At 49.6% G+C, this 24,445-nt stretch carries 17 protein-coding genes and 1 tRNA gene; 9 read left to right on the top strand and 9 right to left on the bottom strand.

Annotated features, from left to right (window positions below):
• The gene (locus ACZ42L_RS06675) at positions 1-882 is read left to right on the top strand and encodes an IS3 family transposase (protein WP_464698445.1); all 882 of its coding nucleotides are present in this window, start codon (positions 1-3) and stop codon (positions 880-882) included.
• 506 nt (positions 883-1,388) lie between these two features.
• Here the strand turns inward: ACZ42L_RS06675 and ACZ42L_RS06680 are convergent.
• A complete protein-coding gene (locus tag ACZ42L_RS06680; protein WP_464715625.1) occupies positions 1,389-3,203 on the bottom strand; it encodes an alpha-L-fucosidase in 1,815 nt (604 codons plus the stop codon).
• A gap of 715 nt (positions 3,204-3,918) precedes the next feature.
• Between ACZ42L_RS06680 and ilvA the strand changes: the two genes are divergently transcribed.
• Complete coding sequence (ilvA, locus tag ACZ42L_RS06685; protein ID WP_464705548.1) at positions 3,919-5,112, top strand: threonine ammonia-lyase; 1,194 nt, start codon at positions 3,919-3,921, stop codon at positions 5,110-5,112.
• 31 nt (positions 5,113-5,143) lie between these two features.
• Positions 5,144-5,518: a RidA family protein gene (locus ACZ42L_RS06690; RefSeq protein ID WP_464715626.1), complete on the top strand. Its 375-nt coding sequence runs from the start codon at positions 5,144-5,146 to the stop codon at positions 5,516-5,518.
• 87 nt (positions 5,519-5,605) lie between these two features.
• Here ACZ42L_RS06690 and ACZ42L_RS06695 read toward each other — a convergent pair whose 3' ends face one another.
• Positions 5,606-6,619 carry an aspartate-semialdehyde dehydrogenase gene (locus ACZ42L_RS06695; RefSeq protein ID WP_464705549.1) on the bottom strand — a complete coding sequence of 338 codons (1,014 nt, stop codon included), beginning with the start codon at positions 6,617-6,619 and terminating at the stop codon, positions 5,606-5,608.
• A 370-nt stretch (positions 6,620-6,989) separates the two neighbouring features.
• Complete coding sequence (locus tag ACZ42L_RS06700) at positions 6,990-7,904, bottom strand: hypothetical protein (RefSeq protein WP_464715627.1); 915 nt, start codon at positions 7,902-7,904, stop codon at positions 6,990-6,992.
• A gap of 225 nt (positions 7,905-8,129) precedes the next feature.
• Between ACZ42L_RS06700 and ACZ42L_RS06705 the strand changes: the two genes are divergently transcribed.
• The 6 genes from ACZ42L_RS06705 (at position 8,130) to ACZ42L_RS06730 (ending at position 17,682) form a co-directional block, all read left to right on the top strand.
• On the top strand, positions 8,130-10,259 hold the full coding sequence (locus tag ACZ42L_RS06705; protein ID WP_464715628.1) for a cation:proton antiporter domain-containing protein: 2,130 nt from the start codon (positions 8,130-8,132) through the stop codon (positions 10,257-10,259).
• An 11-nt stretch (positions 10,260-10,270) separates the two neighbouring features.
• Positions 10,271-10,978: an ABC transporter ATP-binding protein gene (locus ACZ42L_RS06710; protein WP_464716987.1), complete on the top strand. Its 708-nt coding sequence runs from the start codon at positions 10,271-10,273 to the stop codon at positions 10,976-10,978.
• On the top strand, positions 10,971-11,807 hold the full coding sequence (locus tag ACZ42L_RS06715) for a CvfB family protein (RefSeq protein WP_464702071.1): 837 nt from the start codon (positions 10,971-10,973) through the stop codon (positions 11,805-11,807). The genes ACZ42L_RS06710 and ACZ42L_RS06715 overlap by 8 nt, the downstream gene beginning before the upstream one ends.
• A 71-nt stretch (positions 11,808-11,878) precedes the next feature.
• The gene (locus ACZ42L_RS06720; RefSeq protein ID WP_464715629.1) at positions 11,879-13,630 is read left to right on the top strand and encodes a DUF4091 domain-containing protein; all 1,752 of its coding nucleotides are present in this window, start codon (positions 11,879-11,881) and stop codon (positions 13,628-13,630) included.
• A gap of 75 nt (positions 13,631-13,705) precedes the next feature.
• The gene (locus tag ACZ42L_RS06725; protein WP_464715630.1) at positions 13,706-15,052 is read left to right on the top strand and encodes an SWIM zinc finger family protein; all 1,347 of its coding nucleotides are present in this window, start codon (positions 13,706-13,708) and stop codon (positions 15,050-15,052) included.
• On the top strand, positions 15,031-17,682 hold the full coding sequence (locus tag ACZ42L_RS06730) for a DUF6493 family protein (protein ID WP_464715631.1): 2,652 nt from the start codon (positions 15,031-15,033) through the stop codon (positions 17,680-17,682). The genes ACZ42L_RS06725 and ACZ42L_RS06730 overlap by 22 nt, the downstream gene beginning before the upstream one ends.
• A 270-nt stretch (positions 17,683-17,952) precedes the next feature.
• On the opposite strand, the gene asnS is transcribed toward ACZ42L_RS06730, so the two are convergent.
• The 6 genes from asnS to ACZ42L_RS06760 form a co-directional block, all read right to left on the bottom strand.
• Positions 17,953-19,347 (bottom strand): asparagine--tRNA ligase, encoded by a 1,395-nt coding sequence (asnS, locus tag ACZ42L_RS06735; protein ID WP_464701596.1) that lies wholly within the window; start codon positions 19,345-19,347, stop codon positions 17,953-17,955.
• A 30-nt stretch (positions 19,348-19,377) separates the two neighbouring features.
• Positions 19,378-20,862 (bottom strand): pseudouridine synthase, encoded by a 1,485-nt coding sequence (locus ACZ42L_RS06740; protein ID WP_464702075.1) that lies wholly within the window; start codon positions 20,860-20,862, stop codon positions 19,378-19,380.
• Positions 20,863-20,957: 95 nt separating this feature from the next.
• Entirely contained in the window at positions 20,958-22,304 is a 1,347-nt protein-coding gene (gene purB / locus ACZ42L_RS06745; RefSeq protein WP_464715632.1) for an adenylosuccinate lyase, read from the bottom strand.
• A 136-nt stretch (positions 22,305-22,440) separates the two neighbouring features.
• Positions 22,441-22,515 (bottom strand) — tRNA-Val (locus ACZ42L_RS06750).
• 133 nt (positions 22,516-22,648) lie between these two features.
• Positions 22,649-22,864 (bottom strand): hypothetical protein, encoded by a 216-nt coding sequence (locus ACZ42L_RS06755; RefSeq protein WP_464705557.1) that lies wholly within the window; start codon positions 22,862-22,864, stop codon positions 22,649-22,651.
• A gap of 59 nt (positions 22,865-22,923) precedes the next feature.
• Entirely contained in the window at positions 22,924-24,267 is a 1,344-nt protein-coding gene (locus tag ACZ42L_RS06760; protein WP_464715633.1) for an FAD-dependent oxidoreductase, read from the bottom strand.
• Positions 24,268-24,445: the final 178 nt, after the last annotated feature.

The raw sequence follows: 24,445 nt of genomic DNA on the forward strand, positions 1-24,445 counted from the left end.
TTGTCTCAGGGGGAGGAATGCTGCCGGCTCAAGGGTTGCGTCTCCTTCCTCTGCGGTTATCTTGGCATCAGCAGGCAAGGCTATTACCGCCACGTAGAGCGCTCCATGGATGTGGACGTCCTTCGCACGAGCATCGTGCTGTATGCCGGCGAGGTCCTCAAGGACATGCCCAAGGCGGGCATGCGCGAACTCTATGCACTGTGCCGTAGGAAGTTCGGTCCCAAGTTCACCCTCGGCCGCGACCAGTGCTATGCCCTTTTCCGCTCCAACGGCCTGTGCCAACGCCGTCGCAAGCGTCCCCGGACAACCTTCTCCAACCACGGCTACTTCATCTACGGCGACCTGGTCAACACCACTCCCAAGCTGCGTCCCCACCGCCTGGGCGAACTTTGCGTGGCAGACATCACCTATGTCGCCACGTCTTCGGGCTGGGCCTACCTGTCGCTGGTCACCGATGCCGCCTCACGGGTGATCCTCGGCTGGGCCCTGCACCCCACACTGGCCAGGGAAGGCCCCATCCAGGCCATGCAGATGGCCATGGGATGCTACAGGGAGTACGGTGTGGACCTGACCCTCCTGATTCACCATTCAGACCGCGGTGTACAGTATTGCTGCCATGAGTACGTCTCCCTCCTGGAGCGTTCCGGCATCCGTATCAGCATGACCCAGACCGGAGACCCGCTCCACAATGCCCTGGCCGAGAGGATGAACAACACCGTCAAGAACGGCTGGCTCTTCGATACCCATGACAAGAGCTTTGAGGAGGTCAGTCAACTCGTGGCCAAGGCCGTGAGGCTATACAACACCGTACGCCCGCACCAGAGCCTGGAGATGCGGACACCGCAGCAGGAACTGCTCAGGCTCCTGGGCCGTGCAGCCTAGGGGATTCGCTCCGGGGAGGATGCAAGCCCCCGACGCCAGGACTCCCCCGGTATTCTCCATAGAGTCCATCCATCATAAAAAAAGAGGTCAACCTTTGGACGGACAATGAAGAAACATTAACTTTGCACTTCGACGACAGCTGTCAACCAGAAATGAACTTTGGAGAAAGAGGTGACAACCTGCATGGAAAATAAGAATCGCAGGTGTCAACAGATAATCAATTTAAAAACAAAAGCTGTCAACTAAAACCAGTACACATCAATCTCAATTTACTGCAGAGGCTTGGCAACATCGCTGCAAGGCCCAAACAGCAATGCTGCAAAGCCTAGGCACAAAAGCTGCCGTGGCTTTGCAGTTTTTTGAAGTAGACAGATCGACGAGAGACTAATGATGAGTTGAGCACAGCAAAGGCAACCTTAGCTATCGTCAGCTCATGGAAAGGGGAAAACAAAAGTCAGACTTGCCTGCTCCTGCAAGACAAGTCTGACCCTATCAACAACATGCTGTTACTGCACAGCTAGATTTTCATAAGCTACCGATTCACCTTCGCGAACCATGCGGACAGCTTTCAAACGAATGTAACGTGCCCGCTGCGGAGTGAAGAATACTTCTTGCATAATCGGATTGTTACGAATATTTGAGAACTCTCCTTCAGCCACTTTCTTCAGATTATCCGGTGTGTTACCGGTGTAAATCTCATATTTGTCGATGAGTCCGGGATTGCCATTCGCTTGCGAAGGCACGTAGAACAAAGCTTTCACAGGCTGCACCTCACCCAGGTCTAGCATCACCTCATCGGCTTTCTTCTCTACCGTATAAGGCAAACTCTCTACCACGGCATCCTGTTCCATGAAACTTTCTTTTGCTCCAGGCACGTAGTAGGCACCTATCTCGTTGATACACAGCGGACCGCGAGCGTCGAGAATACGTACACGCATGCGCTTCGCTGCAATCTCCTTGAAACGGAGCAGGCGCTTGTAACCGATGGTGGTAGTTTCCTCACTCATCTTGACAGGCTGCCAAGTCTTGCCGTTGAGGTATTCGACAACAAATGAACGGACACGCTGACCCAGTGGGATATACTCTTGTAGCATCATGCGATTGACCTTCGTCGGACGCTTGAAATTGATATGAATCGTACCCGAAACCACATCATCTGCCGTTGCCCAGTAGCTGTCATAGTTGCCATCGGTCAGCATCTTCGCACCGAAAGCCTTGCCACGCGCTCCATCTACCGAAACGGAAGTACCCTTCAGGAGATTATAGGCAAACTCCTTCGCTATCCTTTTACTGAAATCTATCAAGCTGGCAGAGTCGGCCGGATGAATCAATCCTTCCCTATCGACAGGCACATTGAGCAGGAACGTACTATTATGCCCCACATTGCGATAGTACAAATCGACCAGTTGGTCGGGCGTCTTCACTTTGCTATTCTCGCGTTCATGGTAGAACCATCCCGGACGAATGGACACATCGCACTCGGCAGGTATCCACTTCGTTCCGTCGGGCTGCCCCTGTTGCAGCATAAAATGCTTGGCAGCACCTGACGGCATAGAGAAAGGTGTGATGAAAGACCAGTTGGTCGCCATGGCGAAACCACGCTCATTGCCCACCCAACGACAGCCAGGACCATCGTCGGAAAAGATGACTGCATTGGGTTGCAGACTATCCACGGCTGCCCAGGCACGAGGGAAATCATAATAGGTATTGGCATCTATCTTGCGCGTTTCCTTAGCTCCGCCATACCATCCGTCGCCACCGTTCGCCCCGTCGAACCATACTTCGAACAGGTCGCCGTACTTGGTCAGGAGTTCATGCAGCTGTGCATGGAAGTATTCGCGGTAGATAGGAGTAGCATAGAATCCCTGATGACGATCCCAAGGAGACAGATATACACCGAATTTCAAGCCGTACTTGCGGCAGGCAGTAGCCAGTTCGCCGACAATATCTCCTTTTCCGTCCTTGTAAGGAGAGTTGCGCACACTGTAGTCGGTGTACATCGTTGGCCACAGACAGAAGCCGTCATGATGCTTGGCAGTGATGATAACACCTTTCATGCCACCTTTTTTAAGGATGCGGGCCCACTGCTCACAATCGAGCTTCGTGGGATTAAAAGACTTCGGATCGGCATCTCCAAAGCCCCATTCGCGGTCGCCGAACGTGTTAGGACCAAAATGAATGAAGGCATAAGTCTCCATCTTCTGCCATGCCACTTGCCTGGCTTCGGGCAGCGGAGCAATGGGAGCAGGAGCTTCTACCTGTGCCTTGATGCCCACTGAAGACAGCAACAGTGCACTCAATATCAGATGTTTAAAGTTCATAGTGATTGGTATGATTAATAATTTTGATTACGATTCCTAGTGTATCATGTTATTTCTGTCAGCCGACATCAATATTTCTGTTACAAATATAATCATTTTATAGATAACAAATGAGTGATGGACGTAAAAAAAACAAGAGTTTTTTTCACAAATACAGATGTCATATTCCGACTTCACAATATAGAGGAATAGCCATACAAACCAACCGTAACAAACAATAACAAGTGTAAATTTTCCAAAAATAAACAAGATTTTAGAACAATAAAAAGGATTTTTCGTATATTTGCATCCTTAATTTATAAGAATATTTGCGAATAGTTAAAGAGAGACATTATAGAAAAAATCGGTAATAAATAAGATAAAACATGCGACAAAAGAAGTGATACAACGGCTACATATAGTCATTGTCATCCATCAATAAAAGCACCAGCTAGGTATTTACGACTAGAAAATGAAGTGAAATTTTGCCATTCCAATCTATCTGGACATATTCATTTTCTCCGCTCCCAACAACGAAAAACATATAACTTGAAGGCGCATAGGCCTACGATAATAAGATTACAGCTTGCCAACCATCATTCACTCTCACTGCAATATTTCTCAAAAAGTGCAAGCAAACATAGCTGAGAAACAACAAAAATGAGTATTTTTGCACAACAAGAATAACAGAGATATGCGATGGCTGTCTCTTTCCAAAAATCATACAACAACAAAAATGCTAGAACTGGAGAACTTCCGAAAAGCCAGACAAGTGCTGAGCGAAGTCATTCGCCCGACCAATCTCGTGCATGCCTACAATGTAAATCCCGAATGCGACGTGTATCTGAAACCCGAATGCTTGCAGAAAACAGGCTCTTTCAAGGTTCGCGGAGCTTACTACATGATATCTCAACTCAGCGAAGCGGAGCGTCGTAAAGGTGTCATATCCTGCTCGGCCGGCAACCACGCACAGGGAGTTGTACTCGGCGCATCGGCCATGGGCGTCAAGTCTCTCATCTGTCTGCCAGAGGGAGCACCTTTCAGCAAGGTCGAAGCCACACGCCAGATGGGAGCTGAGATATGTCTCGTACCAGGCGTATACGACGACGCCTACCAACGCGCCTTGCAACTTCGCGACGAACTGGGCTATACATTCGTGCATCCATTCAACGACGAGAACGTGATAGCCGGGCAGGGAACGGTAGGTCTGGAGATTCTCGACCAGCTGCCCGATGTGGAAGCTGTGGTCGTTCCTGTAGGCGGTGGAGGCCTTATTTCAGGCATCGCCTATGCCGTGAAGTCCCTCCGTCCCGACGTCAAAGTCTATGGTGTACAGGCCGAGGGAGCTGCCAGCATGGTACAAAGCCTGCACGACCACAAACCCGAACGGTTGGCATCGGTGGCTACCGTGGCCGATGGTATCGCCGTGAAAGAACCCGGTTCGCTCACATTCGACATCTGCTCGAAATATGTAGACGACGTCGTCACCGTCAACGAAGACGAGATATGTGCTGCCATCCTGCACCTCATCGAGCGCGAAAAGCTCGTAGCCGAGGGAGCAGGAGCTGTGAGCGTGGCTGCCGTGATGTATGACAAAGTACCGGTGAAAGGCAAGAAGACCATCTGTATCGTCAGCGGTGGCAATATAGACCTGACTATCCTGAACCGCGTCATCTACCGTGGGCAGGTAAAGACCGGCCGTCTCTGCACACTCGATATAGAACTCGACGACCAACCGGGCAAATTGGTAGAGGTGTCATCTATCATCGCCAACCTCGGTGCTAACGTCACCGGCGTTCAGCACGACCGCTCCATCAATCGCCAGCAAGTGAATGCCTGCATCCTGCGCGTGACTATCGAGACCCGCAACCACGAGCAGATAGAGCGCATCAAGAGTGCACTCAGCGAGCGAGGATACAAACTGATTTAAGCATACTAACATCTTAAAACATCTATACAATATGAAAGCTATTCATACAGACAATGCTCCTGCGGCCATCGGACCGTACAGTCAGGCTATCGAAGTCAACGGTTTCGTTTACGCATCAGGACAGATTCCTATCGTGCCAGAGACCGGAAACTTCGTCGAAGGAGGCATTCAGGAGCAGACACGCCAGTGTCTTACCAATGCAGCCAACATCATGAAGGCAGCCGGAACCGACCTTGCACACGTGGTCAAGACCACCGTTTTCCTGTCGGACATGACCAACTTTGCTGCCATGAACGAGGTTTATGCCGAATTCTTCAGCCAGCCCTACCCCGCACGTTCGGCCGTAGCGGTAAAAGATTTGCCCAAAGGGGCTTTGGTAGAGGTTGAATGTATTGCTGTCAAATAACAAGAAAGGGAAGCGACAATCGCTTCCCTTTCTTATGTTTTCCGGATAAACCGTGCGATTTATCCGACGGTCTCGCTCTCTCAAGTCTTATTTCACGTTGCCCACTTCTATCAGATACTCGGCTATCTGAACGGCATTCAGCGCTGCACCCTTACGTATCTGGTCGCCCGTGAGCCACAGTGTGTTGCCGTTGTCATCGGCCAAATCCTTACGCACACGACCTACATACACGTCGTCATGTCCCGCACTTTCGAGCGGCATGGGATACACATAGTTCTGTGCATCGTCTTTCAGCGTCACACCGGGAGCAGCCGTCAACGCCTCGCGGATTTCCTCTACGCTCAACGGACGCTCGGTTTCAAACCACACACTCTCTGAATGCGAGCGCAAGGAAGACACACGTACACAGGTAGCCGACGTACGCACATCGCTGTGCATAATCTTCTGTGTCTCATGATACATCTTCATTTCCTCCTTCGTATAGTCGGTCGGCGTCATCACGTCGATTTGCGGAATTACGTTGTAAGCCAACTGATGAGGGAACTTCTGAATGGTCTTCACCTCGCCGGTCTCCACGATTTCCTTATACTGCTGTTGCAATTCGGCCATGGCAGCAGCTCCCGCGCCACTGGCACTTTGATAGGATGACACGTGAATCTTCCTGATATGGCTCAGGTCGTCGATGGGTTTCAACACTACGACCATCATGATTGTGGTACAGTTGGGGTTGGCTATGATGCCACGCGGACGATTCAACGCGTCGGCCGCATTCACTTCCGGCACTACCAATGGCACGTCTGCATCCATACGGAAAGCACTGGAGTTGTCTATCATCACCGTGCCATACTTGGTTATCGTCTCTGCAAAGTCTTTCGAAGTACCGCCGCCGGCAGACACGAAAGCGATGTCAATATCCTTAAAATCATCGTTATGCTGCAATAGTTTCACTTCGTACTGCTTACCCTTGAACTCGTACTTTCGGCCGGCACTACGTTCTGAACCAAAAAGAACTAACTCATCCATCGGGAAGTTTCTCTCGGCAAGAATGCGAAGGAATTCCTGTCCCACAGCACCACTTGCTCCTACAATTGCTACTTTCATAATCGATACTTGTTTAAATGAATATTTAATCTCATTTGCAAAATTACAATTTTCTACGTAACAGCACACACAAACTGTCGTATTTTTCTATTCTAATCTGTCATTTTATCAACAGGAAGTATTCCCGCACAACTTCTTCGCTCCGCCACTCCCTGACGATTACCTTACGATTTTCACCAGTTCTCACCTCCGCTTCGCCACCCTCGATTTACTGCAAGGCCTTAGCAGCATCGCTGCAAGGGCCAAACAGCACTGCTGCAAAGCCCAGGCAGCAACACTGCCAAGGCCTTGCAGTTTTTTTAGTTTGTGAGTTCTTAAATTGATGAGTTATTCAGTAAACGAGATATTAGCTACAAGGTGAGCATGCAGTTCAGCGCAGATAATCCAACAGGCGTTGGAAGTCGGCACTGTAAACCACGTCTTGATGGGACAAATCCATGTGATAAGCGACGCTCCGTTGTTCAAAATCCACAAATATATGGCAACTGCTTCCCTTCTTCTTTTTCCGTCCATACACATTCCGCCGAACCACGTCGGCAGGTATTTTCTTAAACATGGAGAAGGCGAGCGGCTGTATCTTATACCATTTTGCATGCGACAACGGATGCCAACCCGAACTTCGCATTGCGGTCTCATTCCCATCCTTATCATACCAGACGGTATCATTGATAGCCGTATGCTTACCCTCGCTGTCTATCTCCAACGTCTTGTCTATCTGTCTGCTTGGAATCCTGGCATCCGTCATATTGATACTGACAGACTTAATGGCCAATGTATCGACAGCCGATTCCTGAGGAAGTGGCGTGTCTGCCGGCATCTTCTGCGTAGTCACAAATTTCATTAACCGCTGTAAGGCCTGCGAATACACCACATCAGGATAGCCCAGATAGTAATCGTACGCAATGCTTTGCGCCCCATCGTATACTTCTACCGTCAAATAAGGTTGGTCGGTCTCAACTGCTTCTGTCTTGACTCTGACAATATCAGGAGTCTCATGGGTGACGAAGAGTTGCCGTGTAAGGGCATATAACTGCCGGGCCACACGCTTCGGTACAGGTTGCTCGCCCACGGAGTCACGCCCTGCAAAACGCCCGACTACACGATGCCTGACCGTGCTGTCAGGATAAATAATCCACGTATGATGCTCTGAAGACAGCAGAAATCCCGACGTCTGATACACGGCAATAGAATCGGACTGGTGAACTTTCACCGCACGAGTAACCTTCGGTTGCCGACATGAAGCTGTAACCAGCAGCAAGAAAAGAATCCTATACAACCATTTCATAAGCTCATAAATTAAATGACATTATCAAAACAGACTGTTACAAAGATAAAGATATTTCTCTATCCTGCAAACACCGGAGATATACATTTTAGACACAACATCCGCCGACATCCACATTTGACTCAACAGACTACGATTATATAAGGTAAAGAAAACAATCTGTTTCCTTTGTCTTTTGGCGAGTTTCCGTTATCTTTGCATAAGATAAGTCGTGTCCCGACAAATATGTTGAATTTATCTCAATACTTTCCAATAATCGACCCGACACTGATTTTCTTCGTCGTCCTGGTCATCATTCTGCTTGCCCCCATCATCATGGGCAAGCTGCGCATCCCCCATATCATAGGAATGGTACTGGCCGGCGTGCTTATCGGGCAGTACGGACTCAACATCCTGAGCCGCGACTCCTCGTTCGAGATATTCGGAAAAGTGGGGCTTTACTACATCATGTTCCTGGCTGCACTTGAAATGGACACCGAAGCCATGCGGCGAAACAAGACGCAGATACTCATCTTCGGACTGATAACATTCTCCATTCCTTTTGCCTTGACCTACTTCATGGGTGTCGGCATGCTGGGATATTCGGCAGCCGGAGGCCTGATTCTCGGCTGCATCATGTCGAGCAATACGCTCGTGGCCTACCCCATCGTGAGCCGATACGGACTGCAACGCAAGCCTAGCGTGATGCTCAGTGTAGGTTCGACGATGATTTCACTGCTGTTGGCACTGATTGTACTGGCTGCCATCGTGGCCTCACACAGAAACAACTCCGGCATCGGATTTTGGCTGCTGTTCGCCCTGAAGTTCGCCGTTTTCTGCCTGGGCATGGTCTTGGTACTCCCCCGACTGACCCGCTGGTTTCTGCGTAGATACAGCGATGCCGTGATGCAGTTTATCTTTGTGATGTCCATGATGGTGCTCTCAGCGGCCCTCAGCAGCATCGTCGGACTGGAAGGAATCTTCGGCGCATTCCTCTGCGGCCTTATCCTGAGTCGATATATTCCCCACGTCTCGCCACTGATGAACCGCATCGAGTTTATCGGCAATGCCCTCTTCATCCCCTATTTCCTGATGGGTGTGGGCATGATTATCAATGTCAGACTGCTCTTCGAGGGCGGCAATGTCCTGTGGGTGGTGGCTTGCCTGACGATATTCGGCACGGTGGGCAAAGCCTTGGCAGCCTACCTGACCTGCATGGGACTCCGACTGCCCTGGGCATCGGGCCACATGATGTTCGGCTTGACATCGGCTCATGCCGCCGGTGCTATTGCCATGGTGATGGTGGGGCGTACGTTGGAGACCTCACCGGGGCATTACTTGGTAGACGACAGCATACTGAATGCCGTGGTCATCATGATACTTTTCACGTGTATCATCTCTACGCTCGTCACCGAACGGTCGGCCCAGGCCATCATCCTGCGCAATAAGGAATTGCCCCAAGAGGGAAATCAGGATGCCGACGACGAACATATACTCATACCGGTGAAGTATCCCGAATATGCAGAGCAACTGGTCAACATGGCCGTATTGATGCGTAACCCGAAGCTGCATCGCGACCTGGTGGGGCTAAATGTGGTGTACGACGACATAGACATGCACCGCAACATGGAGGAAGGACACCAGCTTCTCGACAAACTGACACGCTTTGCTGCCGCCGCCGATGTGCAAATGACTACCCAAGTGCGCGTGGCAGCCAACATAGCCAATGGTATCAAGCATGCCTTCACCGAATTCCGAGCCAGCGAAATCATTATCGGCATCCACATGCACAAGGAGCTTTCGAGCCGATTCTGGGGACAGTTCCAGCAGAGTCTGTTCAATGGACTCCATCGACAGATATTCTTTGCACGACTGAAACAGCCCCTCAATACCATCCGCAGGATTCAGGTGGCCGTGCCGTCGAGAGCAGAATACGAGCCGGGATTCTATCGCTGGCTCGAACGGTTGTCGCGGTTGGCAGAGAATCTGGAGTGCCGCATCCTCTTCCACGGACGCAACGACACCCTGAGTCTTATCCAGCAATATGTGCATAACCGTCACCCTCATATCCGTGCAGAGTTCCACTCCATGCCCCATTGGAACGAGATTCCACAACTGGCCAGCACCATCGGTCATGACCATCTGTTTGCTGTGGTGACCGCACGTAAGGGAACTGTGTCGTACAAGAATGCCCAAGAGTATCTCCCGGAAGAAATCACGCGCTACTTTCATGGGCAGAATCTGCTCATCATCTTCCCCGACCAGCACGGCGCACCGATAGATAGTATGACTTTTGCACAGCCTCAACACACAGAAGTGAAGAGTGCATACGAGAGTCTGAGAGAATGGATGAAAAAGGGTATCAGACGAAATTAAGTATCATCAATATGATAGACATCAAAGGAATTACCAAGAGTTTCGGCTCGCTACGGGTGCTCAAAGGCATCGACCTGCATATCGAGAAAGGAGAAATCGTGAGCATCGTAGGGCCGTCGGGAGCAGGCAAGACCACTCTGCTGCAAATCATGGGAACACTGGATAAACCGGATAGTGGCAGCATTGAGTTTGACGGAGTCAACATAAGTGGCCTCTCTACCAACAAACTGAGCGATTTCCGCAACCGCCATATAGGCTTTGTGTTCCAATTTCATCAGTTGCTACCAGAGTTTAGCGCACTGGAAAACATCATGATTCCTGCTTTCATTGCCGGCATGGGGCGCAATGAAGCGAAGCAGAGAGCTATGGAACTGCTCGAATTCATGAATCTCTCGGAGCGTGCCCAACATAAACCTAACGAACTTTCGGGTGGTGAGAAGCAGCGCGTAGCGGTGGCCAGGGCACTCGTTAACAATCCTGTCGTCATCATGGCCGACGAGCCTTCAGGCTCATTGGACAGCAAGAACAAGGAAGAACTGCACCAACTCTTCTTCCAATTACGCGACAGATTCGGACAGACATTCGTGATTGTGACACACGACGAAGGACTCGCTGCCATCACCGACCGCACCATTCATCTGAAAGACGGAATGATAGAGCGCGAAACCAATGCCACACCTACACCCCAGGAACAACCAACCACAACAGAAAATGAATGAACTTAGACTCGGCGACTACAACCGCTTGAAAATTGTAAAACAAGTAGATTTCGGCCTATACCTTGACGGCGGAGACGAAGGAGAAATATTATTGCCCAACCGGTATGTACCCGAAACATTTGAAATAGGTCAGGAACTGGAAGTTTTCCTATATCTCGACCAAGACGAACGACTCATTGCCACCACCGAACATCCACTAGCCAAGGTGGGCGATTTCGCTTATCTGGAGTGCACATGGGTCAACGAATACGGCGCATTCCTGTCATGGGGACTCATGAAAGACCTTTTCTGCCCTTTCCGCGAACAGAAGATGCGCATGGAGAAAGGGAAAAGCTATCTCGTATTCGTCTACATAGACCGCGACAGCTATCGCATTGTGGCTTCGGCTAAGATAGACCGTTATCTGGATAAATCGAAACCGGAATACCAGCAGGGAGCCGAGGTCGATGTACTTGTATGGCAGAAGACCGACCTCGGATTCAAGGTCATTGTCGACAATCTCTTCCCTGGCCTGGTGTACGAGAACCAAGTATTCAAGCTCATTCATTCCGGCGACCGATTAAAAGGATACGTCAACAATGTGCGACCAGACGGGAAACTTGATATCATATTGCAACAGACAGGACGCAAGGAGACCGTAGAATTCGCCGACCAACTGCTCACCTATCTCCAGGAACACAATGGATATTGCGACCTGGGAGACAAGAGCGATGCCGAGGACATCAAATATCGTTTTCAAGTAAGCAAGAAAACATACAAGAAAGCCATCGGAGATCTCTACCGAAGAAGACTCATTACCATCGAAGAAGGGGGAATCAGATTGGTATAATCCAATCTGTCTGCCCCTCCGCAAGGGTTACATTTACCGAGAAACATCATACTAACCATTTATATAAACACATGAAACACCTCAAAATGACAAGTTTGTTAGTGCTCTCACTGATGTCGACGGCACTATGGGCACAACAACCTATTACCGTTTACAACGAACTACCCAACCCCAAACCCGCTACCGCCGCATGGCAATCTGTGCAGAACAATGTGATAAGTTGGGGAAGCACGGACGTCAGATACAAGAAAGAAGCACCTTTCTCCGGCTCTGTCGCAGGCACAATCACACAGACCGCATGGCGTGGAGAGCGTATCTCGCAACAATTAGTGGTCTCTGCTGCCACCCCCATCAAGCAACTTCGCATCGAATTGAGCGACCTCAAATCGAGTAAGGGTAATACCATTTCTACACAAAAGGCGCTCAAAGGCTTTGTCAGATACGTCATGACAGACGGTCTTAACAAAGACGGACAGGGCGGATGTGGCGTGCGTCCCGACCATTCCATTTATGATTCGTCGCTCGTGGCCGACGCCATCGATCATCTCAACAGTACCATAGCCGTGAGCCAGAAGACCACCCAAGCTGTGTGGATAGGCATTGATGTGCCACAAACGGCAGTTCCCGGACTCTATACGGCTACTGCAACCGTGAACGACGGCAACACTGTACTGAAGAAACTCACGCTCCGTATCAACGTCATCAAGCACACTCTGCCCACTGCTGACAACCAAATGTTCCACTTAGACCTATGGCAGAATCCCTTTGCCATCGCCCGCTACCACGGCGTAGAGCCTTGGAGCGATGCACACCTCGAAGCGATGAAGCCCTATGTACAACTCTATCGCGAGGCTGGCGGACGCAGTATCACCTGTTCTATCATGCACCGCCCGTGGAACGGACAGACCTACGACCCATTCAGAAGCATGATTACATGGACCAAGAAAGTAGACGGTACGTGGTCGTTCGACTTCACCGTCTTCGACAAACTGGTGGAATTCATGCGTACCGAAGGCATCAAGGGCAATATCTATTGCTACTCCATGATACCGTGGGCATTGTCGTTCCGCTATTTCGACCAGGCTTCCGACGAGTTCAAGTATCTGAATATGGAACCGGGAAGCGCCCTATACACCGAAGTTTGGGGCAAGTTACTGAGAGACTTTGCAGCACATTTGAAGGCTAAAGGATGGTTCGACCACACTTATCTCTCCATGGACGAGCGCGAACTGGACGTGATGAAGAAGACCATAGCCCTGATTCGTGAGGCCGACCCCAACTTCAAAATATCCTTGGCAGGCTCGCTCAAGAATGGCATCTCCAGCGAATTAAGCGATTTCTGTGTTTCGCTGAGAGACAAATATACCGAAGAAATGAAGCGCGAACGCAAGGCACAAGGCAAGCTCACCACTTATTACACCTGCTGTACAGAGCCTTATCCCAACACATTCACCTTCTCTCCACCCGCCGAAGCCGAATTTCTGGGATGGTATGCAGCCAAGGAAAACCTCGACGGATACCTGCGTTGGTCTATCTGGAGTTGGGTAGAGAATCCACTGCAAGACAGCCGCTTCGACAACTGGGCAGCCGGAGACACCTACATGATTTACCCCGGCGCACGTTCAAGCATCCGCTTCGAGCGTCTCAAGGCAGGCATCCAGGCTTATGAGAAGGTGCGTCTGCTACGCGAAGAGTTTAAGAACAGCCCTGCCAAACTGAAGAAAATCAACCAGATTCTGACTTCTTTCGACGAACATCGCATACCCAAGGAAGGTGCTGCAAAAATCGTAAACAAGGCAAGAGCTGAAATCAATCGGCTATAAAACATGAAGTTAATGGGAGTATCTACTCACTCCCATTAACTTCTTTTCGTTTCCATCAATCCCTTTCTCCAGCCTATGTCTACTGCCACCTATCACTATGCTGCTCCCTCATTATTCACCAAAACCGGCAACGACGAGCAGCTGTTTCTTGCCGAATACAGCGAGATAAGGCGCAACCAAGTGCCATGTTTCTTCTACGGCAACATCGTCCAACCTTTTATCCTAGCCCGCTGCTTGGTGACATTATCCAAGGTTGTGCAGTCTTCTTTTACCGTCAACTGGGCCGCAGTACGCGACCCTATCGTCACGGCAGGCAACGACCGACTACGCTTCGAGGGTTTCTCCGGCTGTGCTGGTGTCTATGCCAGGGTCGACGTGATGCCCGATGGACATACAGGAGAATTTCTCGACAACGGCACAACCAACGTCGATTTCAACCAACCCATGCTCAATGCCCTGAACATGACGGGGCAAAACGACCGACTGACAATATCAGTGGGAGCAAAAGAGATGGAAGTCTACACTGAAAAAGCCAAAGCTGTGGAGCGCAAAGTACCTTTGCCCACAAAATGGATTAAGGGACTGACCACCGTACAAATTTACCAGTCGCAAGCCGTTCTCAGGTATCGTTTCTCCCGAATGCAACTGCTACAGCTCTTCCAGTCAATGCCCAAAGGGACACTCAAAACCGATTTCTACTTACAGATACGAAATGGCAGGCCCGTCTTCTCGCCTATCCCGTCGACCGATGCCATCTGTATCGGAGGCATACACCGGCTACGACTGCTCGAACCACTACTACCCTTAGCCGACGAGCTGCACGTCTTTGCACATCCCAATGACCAGATAACGATATTCACCTTCTACTTCGGAACGCTGAAATTCAGCCTCTCCCTGTCGCGCGACTGCTACCGCGGCTTCTCCGGCGAAGGCGCTGCACTCGACTCACTCATGGACGATGTACCCGAAGAATGGATATCGGCCATAGACAACTACTGTTTCTCCAATCAGCAATTCAATGCCGACCTCTTCGCCATAGAGCATGGTATAGACCGCAGGCTGACCGACCAACTGACCACCCGGCTCGCCGCTATGGGCTTGCTAGGATTCGACTTAGACGAGAACAGCTACTACTATCGGCGGTTACCATTCAAATTAGAGCGTATCATGAGCCTGAATCCACGCGCTGCCAACGCCATGAACCTCATCAACGAAGACCGCATTCAGTTGGTTTCCGTATCAAGCGACCGCGTAGAGGCATTGGTCATGGGCGACAGCGGAGTGCGCCATACCATAGTATTAGATAAGAATCAAGAACGTTGCACCTGCCAATGGTACAGCAAGCATCAAGGCGAACGAGGCGCGTGCAAACATGTTTTAGCCGTTAGAAAACTTGTAGGATGGAAAAAGAAGAACGCATAAAGCGATTTACCAAGCTCGCCAAAGAATATAAGGACAGTCACGAAAACCGACAAGAGAAACTCCTGCCGTATATCAAGGAGTTGGCCGCTATGACCGAGAAAGAGCGGCATGAACTGGCAAAAACGAACCAAGAACTGTATTGGAATCACACCAAGACCTCCATAGGCGACAGTTGGACTTCGTGCAGTCACGACCGTGCCGTCTTCCTCGATGCCACCTCAGTCCTCACCAGCGATGGTAAAAATTACAATTCCTACGCTTTGAGAGACAACGACGTCGACCTGCTTCGCAGCATTCTCGACATCCACAAGCCCAAATGGCTCGACAAACAGCTGGATAAAAACCCATTTGAGTCGCTCCGTTACGGCTATCACAACATACTGAAACTGGCAACAGACGGCTACATCAAGCAGCCAAAGCCGGAGCGGATAGCCGACTTGGTAGCCGAGGCTCATGAAATCAGATTGGAAAACAACGACATCAGTTTCGACAGCAGCCAACTATTGCAGTTGCCCATCACCCTCGATGAGCATGTGTGGTATCTCTTCGAATATCCCACGTCCATCGCCTATCACGACCAGAGGGCCAGAGCTGCCTTCGCAGAGGGCCGGACCGCGAAAGACGAAAGCATCTCGGCCCTGCTCATAACGTGTGCCCGGACAGGCCGAATCAGCAGTGGGAAACTGCTCGACAAGACCATCGAGGGGCTGAATCGAAGCCTACACATACAGACAGAAGGATGGCTTACCGACCTGTTGAGCGCCTACCAACCCACGAGCGAAGAAATACTGGAACGTCAAGCGCTGTTCTTACAAGCACTCTATACCGTCAAATCACGCGCACAAAACACCATCTTGAAACTGCTGAAACAAGTGGCGACGGCCGAGGGCTTCCTCATCCAACCCTATATCGACACCAGCCAATCACTGCTTTTCAGTCTGCCGGCCAACAGTCTTACCGTCATCTGTTCCACATACGAGGCACTCATGAAAAAACATCATGCCTACCGCACTTCCATTTGTGAAATTCTGGGACAGCTGATAGTACACAAAAATGACACCGTCAAGCGTCGTGCCAACAAACTGATAGCCACCTACGGAGGCAACAAACTAGCTGAAATTCAGCAGCAAATAGATACTTCGACACCTGAAATCCCAACTTTACAACCCCTCAGACCGCAACCTTACTGCACAGAAGCCAACCGTCTGGCAGCAATAGACAACAAGGATGAATTCATCTTCAGGCTGAGCCGACTCTTCGACACCACCGACCCACTGGAACAGTGGACCGTCGTTTCGGCCACAGCCGAATGGTTTCCACGACTCGAAGCAGCCGACCAGCCCCGACTGGAGTCCATCTTTGCCCGTGCTGCCCAACTGCCACAGATGGCCGACAATTATCTGCCTGCACTCCTGGCCACCTATATATTGGAGTTCAGCCTATGCCTGCAACAACGGTTTGAAACCAAGCCCAGCAAAGGCAGACAGATGATGGACATGCTGAAAAAGAGCATACTCAACCTCAAGACTGTCCACCAGACACACTTCACTCCCCTTGCCGACTTTAACGGCTACGCCACGCTCGCCGGACATATAGAAGGATTCAAGCAGTTCTTGCTGGAACTACTCGGCATGATAAAAGCAGGAAACACGGTCGTCCTGTCCGTCCCGACACATCGGCCGGGCTACATCGACGCCGAAACACTCGTTCATCGCCTTGCCGAATACGAACGCACAGGACACAGACCGTCGCCCTTCGATCTGCAAGTGGCCTTGAACCGATGCACATGGAATCCGGCAAAATCTGTCGACATACCTCTTTCGGGCGAATTAAAACAACTCATGGAGTATCTGATTCACGACCGATTCGAACCTTGCAAACACTATCAATATCCCGAAGCGTGGCTGGCCGTGAATCTACGCAATCATCCCGAAGCCATGCGACGGGAGTTTGCCGACTTCTATTTCAACCACCGGGCATGGCCACTATGGACGGGTACACTCGCACTGGCATCTGAATTAGTACCCAATCCGCACTTCAAGCAATTACAATTCGACTACGACGAAGCCACATTGCATGCACCTACGCAGCCCATGCTGTGGCAAGAGATAATATGGGAGTTCCGTACAGACTGGTATAACAGCCCCTATATCGCCCTCCATCTCACCGTATTTCCCCACCATCCCACCATCGTATTGGCACAGATACTGCGACAATGTGCAGTGTTCGACAACAAGCAAAGTTTCTATACCAACTCGTATATGAACGCCTTGCAATGGCTCATGGATTATCAGGAGGCATGGACTGAAGTGGGGGTGCTCTTCCTCGCCACCGCCTTGGTGCATTACGACAGTACTGTCCGTACCTACGCGGCCGAGATATGGGCTACAGCCACCCTACTAGGCACTATCGACAACCACGCATTAGGCTTGCAGACAGCCAGACTCATCGCCCTGAAAGCATTTCCACTACGCCGTCTACAGACCATCATGGCAGACAGCATGCGTCATCGCAGTACCCTCCACGACGACGCGCTACGTCAGTTCTTCGCCCCCATACTTGCTACTCTGCCTGATAAGATGACGGGAGCAAAAGGCATCAGAGAACTGGCTGGCACACTGAACTCATAAGCAGAGCGACGCAAGCCTTTCTACCTCTGTTCACTGCAAAGGCTCAACAGCACCACTGCAAAGCCTTGGCAGCAAACCTGCAAAGGCTCTTCAGCATTGCTGCCAAGGCCCTGCAGAAAAACAAGAGGTAAGAGATAAGAAGTAAAAGGTAGGAAACTAGAGGTTACAAACAATAGGAAAGAGCGCTGACAAGCCTCCTAAACCAACAAAAAAAGTCCGGTCTATCCTCGCCAAAGGATAAACCGGACTTACTTATCTGTATCGTATGATTTAGAATTCTGCTGACTTCGGTGTACGTGGGAAAGGTATCACGTCGCGAATATTCTGCATACCTGTAACAAAAAGGATAAGACGCTCGAAGCCCAGACCGAAACCGCCATGAGGGCATGTGCCGTATTTTCGGGTATCGAGATACCACCACATATCCTTCATAGGGATGTGGCGCTCTTCTATCTCGCCTATAAGCTTCTCGTAATTCTCTTCACGCACAGAACCACCAATGATTTCGCCAATCTGCGGGAACAGCACGTCCGTACCCTGAACAGTCTTGCCATCCTCGTTGATTTTCATGTAGAAAGCCTTGATTTCCTTCGGATAATCGGTCATGATGACAGGCTTCTTGAAGTGCTCTTCGACGAGATAACGCTCGTGTTCGCTCGCCAAATCCATGCCCCAAGACACAGGGAACTCGAATTTCTTGCCATTCTTCACAGCCTCTTCGAGTATCTTCACACCCTCGGTATAAGGCAAACGTACGAAACTGTCTTTCAGAATGCCTTGCAAGCGTTCCAACAGCGTCTTGTCAATCATCTTATTGAGGAAAGCCAAATCGTCCTTGCAGTTATCCAACGCCCACTTCACGCAATACTTGATGAAGTCTTCTTCCAAATCCATGAGGTCGTTCATGTCGATGAAAGCCACCTCCGGTTCAATCATCCAGAACTCTGCCAAGTGGCGAGGTGTGTTGCTGTTCTCGGCACGGAAAGTCGGACCAAAGGTGTAAATCTGGCCCAAAGCCGTAGCTCCAAGCTCGCCTTCGAGCTGTCCGCTCACCGTGAGCGAAGTCATCTTTCCGAAGAAATCATCGTCGTACTTGATTTTTCCATTCTCATCTTTCTCCAGCCGATACAGGTTCTTTGTAGTCACCTGGAACATCTGTCCTGCCCCCTCTGCATCGCTCGCAGTAATCAGTGGCGTGTTGAAATAGTAGAAACCATGTTCGTGGAAATACTGATGGATGGCAATAGCCATATTGTGGCGGATGCGCATCACAGCCCCAAAAGTGTTCGTACGCAGACGAAGATGGGCATGCTGACGCATGTATTCGAACGACTGCCCTTTCTTCTGCATAGGATAATCGCTTGCACAAAGACCGTAAACCTCAATCTCGCGGCACTGCACCTCAACACTCTGCCCCTGTCCCTGGCTCTCAACCAAGGTACCGGTGACGCTGAGACAAGCGCCGGTAGTGATGCTCTTGAGCATGTCGGCATCCACCGTCGTGGGGTCTACCACCACCTGTATGTTGTTAATGGTAGAACCGTCGTTCAGCGCAATGAAGTCTACTGCCTTGCTACTACGATGGGTACGCACCCATCCCTTCACTGTAATGTCTCGTCCAAAGTCGGTGCTTTGCAACGCATCGACGACTTTAGTTCGTTTCATATTGTAATGCTAGATTCTTTAAAATTCTACTTATTCGAATGCACCCATGCGAAGCATCTCCACTTCTTTCTCTGTCAAGAAACGCCAATCGCCACGGCGTAGGTTCTTCTTTGTCAATCCTGCAAACTGCACACGGTCGAGTTTGACCACACGATAACCCAGACTTTCGAAAATACGGCGCACGATACGGTTCTTTCCGCTGTGGATTTCAATGCCTATCTGACTCTTGTCGCGCTCATCGGCATATTCAATTGCGTCTGCATGCACTTCTCCGTCTTCCAGCTCTATGCCGTCGGCAATCTGCTGAATATCGTGTGCTGTGACGTTCTTGTCAAGGTATACGTGATATACTTTCTTCTTCAAGAACTTAGGATGAGTCAACTTACTGGCCAAATCTCCATCATTGGTAAGAAGCAATACACCTGTCGTATTACGGTCCAGACGGCCTACCGGATAGATACGTTCGGGACAAGCATCCTTTACAAGGTCCATAACTGTCTTGCGCTGCTGTGGGTCATCGCTCGTCGTTACAGTGTCCTTAGGCTTGTTGAGCAATACATATACCTTCTTTTCCAAAGATACGTTCTGGTCGTGGAACTTCACTTCGTCGGTACGGAGCACCTTTGTACCCAGCTCAGTAACAACATTTCCGTTCACTGTTACCACGCCTGCCTGGATAAATTCATCGGCTTCGCGACGGCTACAAACGCCGGCATTGGCCAGGAACTTATTCAGACGAATCGGCTCGTTCGGGTCTATATGCTCTTCTTTGTACTCAATACGCTTCTTCAGGCTGTACTTAGCATTAGGATCATAGCCCGGTGTATGCTGGCGATAGCCACCCTGATTGCCATAACCACCGCGATTATTGTAACCGCCATGATTGTTGTTGCCATAGCCACCGCGGTTGTTATAACCGTATCCGCCACGATTGTTTCCATAGCCACCACGGTTATTATTGTAGCCACCGCGATTGTTATAACCACCTTGCTGGCGCGGCTGGTAGCCACCCTCTTCACCATTGTTGTTGTATCGGGGCTGATAACCACCCTGCTGACGAGGCTGATAACCACCTTCGCCATTGTTATTGTAACGAGGACGATAGCCACCCTGCTGCTGACGGGGCTGATAGCCACCCTCACCATTGTTGTTATAGCGAGGACGATAGCCACCCTGTTGACGAGGCTGGTAACCACCTTCACCATTATTATTGTAACGAGGACGATAGCCACCCTGCTGCTGACGGGGCTGATAGGGACGCTGCTGCCCACCTTGAGCATTGCCTTGCAACCCCATACCAAAACCTTCAGGGCGGAATCCACCTTCCGAATTGCCACCGTTCATGCTACCCCGATCACTGCTATAAGCGCGCTGTGTATGAATGCGGGGGCGCTGTGAACGTCCTGTAGAATGATAGTCTCTAGAATAACTTCCTTGTGATCCGTAGCCTTCTCGGCCACTCTCGTTCTGCTCTGACGACAGATTCTGATTGTTGTTTTCGTTTTCAAATTCCATTTTCTTCTCTTTTGTTAAGCCTCACGGCGGTTAATAAGTCGTTGAAATAAATTATATAATGACAATTAATAAATAACTCTTTTTCCCTGGTTTGCTTATATTCCGGTATAGTTCTGCGGTGTAATAGCCATCAACTCGGCCTTTACGCTCCCGCTGACATTCAGTCCTGCAATGAATTCATGAATGGTCTGTTCCGTCATCTTCTGGTTGGTACGCGTCAATGCTTTCAATGCTTCATAAGGATGCGGATATGCCTCTCGGCGCAGAATGGTCTGGATAGCCTCGGCCACCACTGCCCATGTATTGTCAAGGTCCTCGGTCAGCTTCTCTTCATGCAAGATGAGCTTGCGCAATCCCTTCAATGTGCTCTGAACAGCAATCACGGTATGGCCTACGGGTACACCCACATTGCGAAGCACGGTAGAGTCGGTCAGGTCGCGCTGCAAGCGACTTACCGGCAGCTTCTGGGCCAGGAATTGCAACAAAGCATTGGCAATACCGAGATTGCCCTCGCTGTTTTCAAAATCTATGGGATTTACCTTGTGCGGCATTGCACTTGAACCGACTTCGCCGGCCTTAATCTTCTGCTTGAAATAATCCATTGATATATACATCCAGAAGTCACGGTCCAAGTCAATAATAATCGTATTGATGCGACGGATACCATCAAAAAGGGCACCCATATAGTCGTAGTTACTAATCTGGGTGGTGAACTGTTCGCGCTCCAGACCTAGTTTCTCTTTTACAAAACGATTGCCAAAGTCTTTCCAATCGTAAGCAGGATAAGCCACATGATGGGCATTGTAATTACCGGTAGCACCACCGAATTTAGCTGTAATCTTGCATATCTTCACCATCTCCAGTTGCTCCTTCAGTCGATAGGCAAATACTTCTATCTCCTTACCAAGGCGTGTGGGCGATGCAGGCTGACCGTGTGTCTTGGCCAGCATAGACACGTCTTTCCACTCTTCAGCATAAGCTTCCAACTGCGATATGAGTTCTTCTACCTGCGGATAGAACACATCTGCCAAAGCTTCTTTAATAGACAGTGGCACGCTCGTATTATTGATGTCTTGTGAGGTAAGTCCGAAATGAACGAACTCCTTATACTCTTCCAGTCCGCCAATCTTGTCGAATTCTTCTTTGATAAAATATTCTACAGCCTTTACATCATGATTCGTCACCTTCTCGATGTCTTTCACACGCTGGGCGCAAGTCTCGTCGAACAGTCGATAGATGTCGCGCAGACGGTCAAACAGTGTATGGTCGAAAGAAGCCAACTGTGGTAAAGGAAGCTCGCAAAGTGAAATGAAATACTCTATCTCAACACGTACACGATAGCGTATCAACGCATACTCTGAAAAATAGTTCGCTAGTGGTTCGGTTTTCCCTCTATAACGACCGTCTACTGGAGAAATGGCCGTCAACTGATCAAGACTCATACTAATACGTATTTTATAAATAATATATGATGCTGCAAAGGTACTGCTTTGCCAAAGAACAGACGAAGACAAACTGATAAAATAATCTAAAAAGAAAAGAGTCCTATAATCATTTCGATTATAGGACTCTTTGATGTGGGCGTTGACGGATTCGAACCGCCGACCCTCTGCTTGTAAGGCAGATGCTCTAAACCAGCTGAGCTAAACGCCCTTACTTCTGTAAAGCGAGTGCAAAGGTAAAGGACTTTTTTGACACTACCAAATTTTTCGCCGATATTTTTCAAAACATGCTCAACTTTTATATTTCCTGAAACAAGAAGAACCGCCTGCATGGAGAGGCCAAATCACTTTTTCTTCCTTATCATATCCATTACCCACGCTACCAGATACACTATCAGAAAGACAACCAATACAGCACACACCACAAACCCCACAATAACAACAGCCAGAAAGACCTTCGCAGCTTCGTTCTGTGGCTGATTGACAAGACTAAACACCGTGGCGAAAGCTATCACCATGAGACATATCGTAATGGCTATCTTGTTTTTATGGTTCTGCATACTGTCCTTTCTATTTAAAACGTGTAAAGTCGGGCGATGCCAGTTATCACTTTCTCATCTTAAAACAAGTCGTTCAGAGCCTCAGCCATCGTCGGGTGTGTAAAAATCTGATTGCGGAGATACGAGGCCGGAATATGATTGTCAATAGCCATTTTGATGAGATTGATTAATTCATGTGACTCGGCACAGAAGAGCGTTGCGCCCAAAATCACCCCGGTCTTGTTGTCTATCACAGCTTTGAGAAGACCATCGGTCTGTCCAAGAACCTTTGCTTTCGGTATGGCATTGGCCGGGAGCTTCTTCACTGTCACATCCAGTCCCTGTTGAGTTGCCTGTGTCTCGGTCATTCCGATATGGGAGAGCGGCGGGAATGTGAAGACGGTTGTCGGGATTGGCTGACGGTCGTTACGATGCCGTTTACCATCGCCAAAAAGCTGGTCACGGACTATACGGTAGTCGTCGAGCGACATATAGGTGAACTGTGGTGAGCCGGCCACATCGCCCATTGCCCAAATATTGGGCGCAGCCTGAAGATGCTCGTCAACAGGAATGAAGCCACGCACATCAGGGGTAATACCTGCTTTCTGCAAATCGAGACCGACAGTGTTAGGTCGTCTGCCAATTCCGATGAGTACAGCATCGGCTGGGAAGTTACCCTGCGACGTGATAACGGTAGTATCATCGGCACTTTCCTCAAAGGCGATGGTCTGTGCATTCAGCACAATCTCAACACCGCGTGCAAGGAGAATACGTTGCATCTCTTCGGCAATGTCTCTGTCCTCACGAGCCAAGAAAGTGCTTCCCGCTTCGAGAATGACAACTTTACTGCCCAAGGCTGTATACATGCTGGCAAACTCCAGAGAGATATATCCACCACCAACGATGACAACCCGATGCGGAAGCTCATCTAAAGCAAGGAAACCGGTGCTGTCGTAAATGCGTTTCCCATCACTGCCGGGAATGCTGAGATGAGCGGCATGAGCACCGGTATTGATGAAGATACGCTCGGCCTTTACCTCGTATTCACGGTCAGGTCCGGTCAGACAGACGGTATCGGGACTGAGGAAACGTGCCTCGGCATTAATTACCTGAATGTTCTCCAGCGAAGTAAGTTTATTGAGGTTTGCCTGTCGCAGAGCGCCTGTCAGCATCTCCTTGCGCTGCATGATAAGGGGAAAGGCTGCTAACTTGTCGTCAGTATCCCTCAGACGCTCAGCTTCCGTAAGCAATCGCTTGGAAGGAATACACCCTATATTGATGCAAGTTCCACCATACATCCGGTCGCTGCGCTCTGCCAAGATTACTTTCTGCCCATTTTTTGCAAGTTCGGCTGCCAATGTCTTGCCAGCCTTGCCAAAACCTATAATAAGGTTTTGTATCTGTATTTTCTTCGATTCCATCATCAATGTATTTTACCAATCAGATTGAAAAAATAATATTCTGCTTTTTATTTTGGCAGTTCTGCAATTCTTTCTACCTGAAAAGAACACACAGATATCTACCCATTCCAAGTACGATTCCAAAATTACAAACATCTATTCATACTTGCAAATTATTTCTGGAAATTGACTACCTTTGCCA

The organism is Prevotella mikamonis, from assembly GCF_055381405.1.

Bases quoted from the DNA above. Each gene is read 5' to 3' on its own strand.
- ACZ42L_RS06715 (WP_464702071.1), top strand. From the start codon at position 10,971: ATGAATGAACTTAGACTCGGCGACTACAACCGCTTGAAAATTGTAAAA.
- ACZ42L_RS06710 (WP_464716987.1), top strand. From the start codon at position 10,271: ATGATAGACATCAAAGGAATTACCAAGAGTTTCGGCTCGCTACGGGTG.
- purB (WP_464715632.1), bottom strand. From the start codon at position 22,304: ATGAGTCTTGATCAGTTGACGGCCATTTCTCCAGTAGACGGTCGTTAT.
- ACZ42L_RS06730 (WP_464715631.1), top strand. From the start codon at position 15,031: ATGGAAAAAGAAGAACGCATAAAGCGATTTACCAAGCTCGCCAAAGAA.
- ACZ42L_RS06740 (WP_464702075.1), bottom strand. From the start codon at position 20,862: ATGGAATTTGAAAACGAAAACAACAATCAGAATCTGTCGTCAGAGCAG.
- asnS (WP_464701596.1), bottom strand. From the start codon at position 19,347: ATGAAACGAACTAAAGTCGTCGATGCGTTGCAAAGCACCGACTTTGGA.
- ACZ42L_RS06695 (WP_464705549.1), bottom strand. From the start codon at position 6,619: ATGAAAGTAGCAATTGTAGGAGCAAGTGGTGCTGTGGGACAGGAATTC.
- ilvA (WP_464705548.1), top strand. From the start codon at position 3,919: ATGCTAGAACTGGAGAACTTCCGAAAAGCCAGACAAGTGCTGAGCGAA.
- ACZ42L_RS06690 (WP_464715626.1), top strand. From the start codon at position 5,144: ATGAAAGCTATTCATACAGACAATGCTCCTGCGGCCATCGGACCGTAC.
- ACZ42L_RS06700 (WP_464715627.1), bottom strand. From the start codon at position 7,904: ATGAAATGGTTGTATAGGATTCTTTTCTTGCTGCTGGTTACAGCTTCA.
- ACZ42L_RS06705 (WP_464715628.1), top strand. From the start codon at position 8,130: ATGTTGAATTTATCTCAATACTTTCCAATAATCGACCCGACACTGATT.
- ACZ42L_RS06725 (WP_464715630.1), top strand. From the start codon at position 13,706: ATGTCTACTGCCACCTATCACTATGCTGCTCCCTCATTATTCACCAAA.
- ACZ42L_RS06680 (WP_464715625.1), bottom strand. From the start codon at position 3,203: ATGAACTTTAAACATCTGATATTGAGTGCACTGTTGCTGTCTTCAGTG.
- ACZ42L_RS06720 (WP_464715629.1), top strand. From the start codon at position 11,879: ATGAAACACCTCAAAATGACAAGTTTGTTAGTGCTCTCACTGATGTCG.
- ACZ42L_RS06755 (WP_464705557.1), bottom strand. From the start codon at position 22,864: ATGCAGAACCATAAAAACAAGATAGCCATTACGATATGTCTCATGGTG.
- ACZ42L_RS06760 (WP_464715633.1), bottom strand. From the start codon at position 24,267: ATGATGGAATCGAAGAAAATACAGATACAAAACCTTATTATAGGTTTT.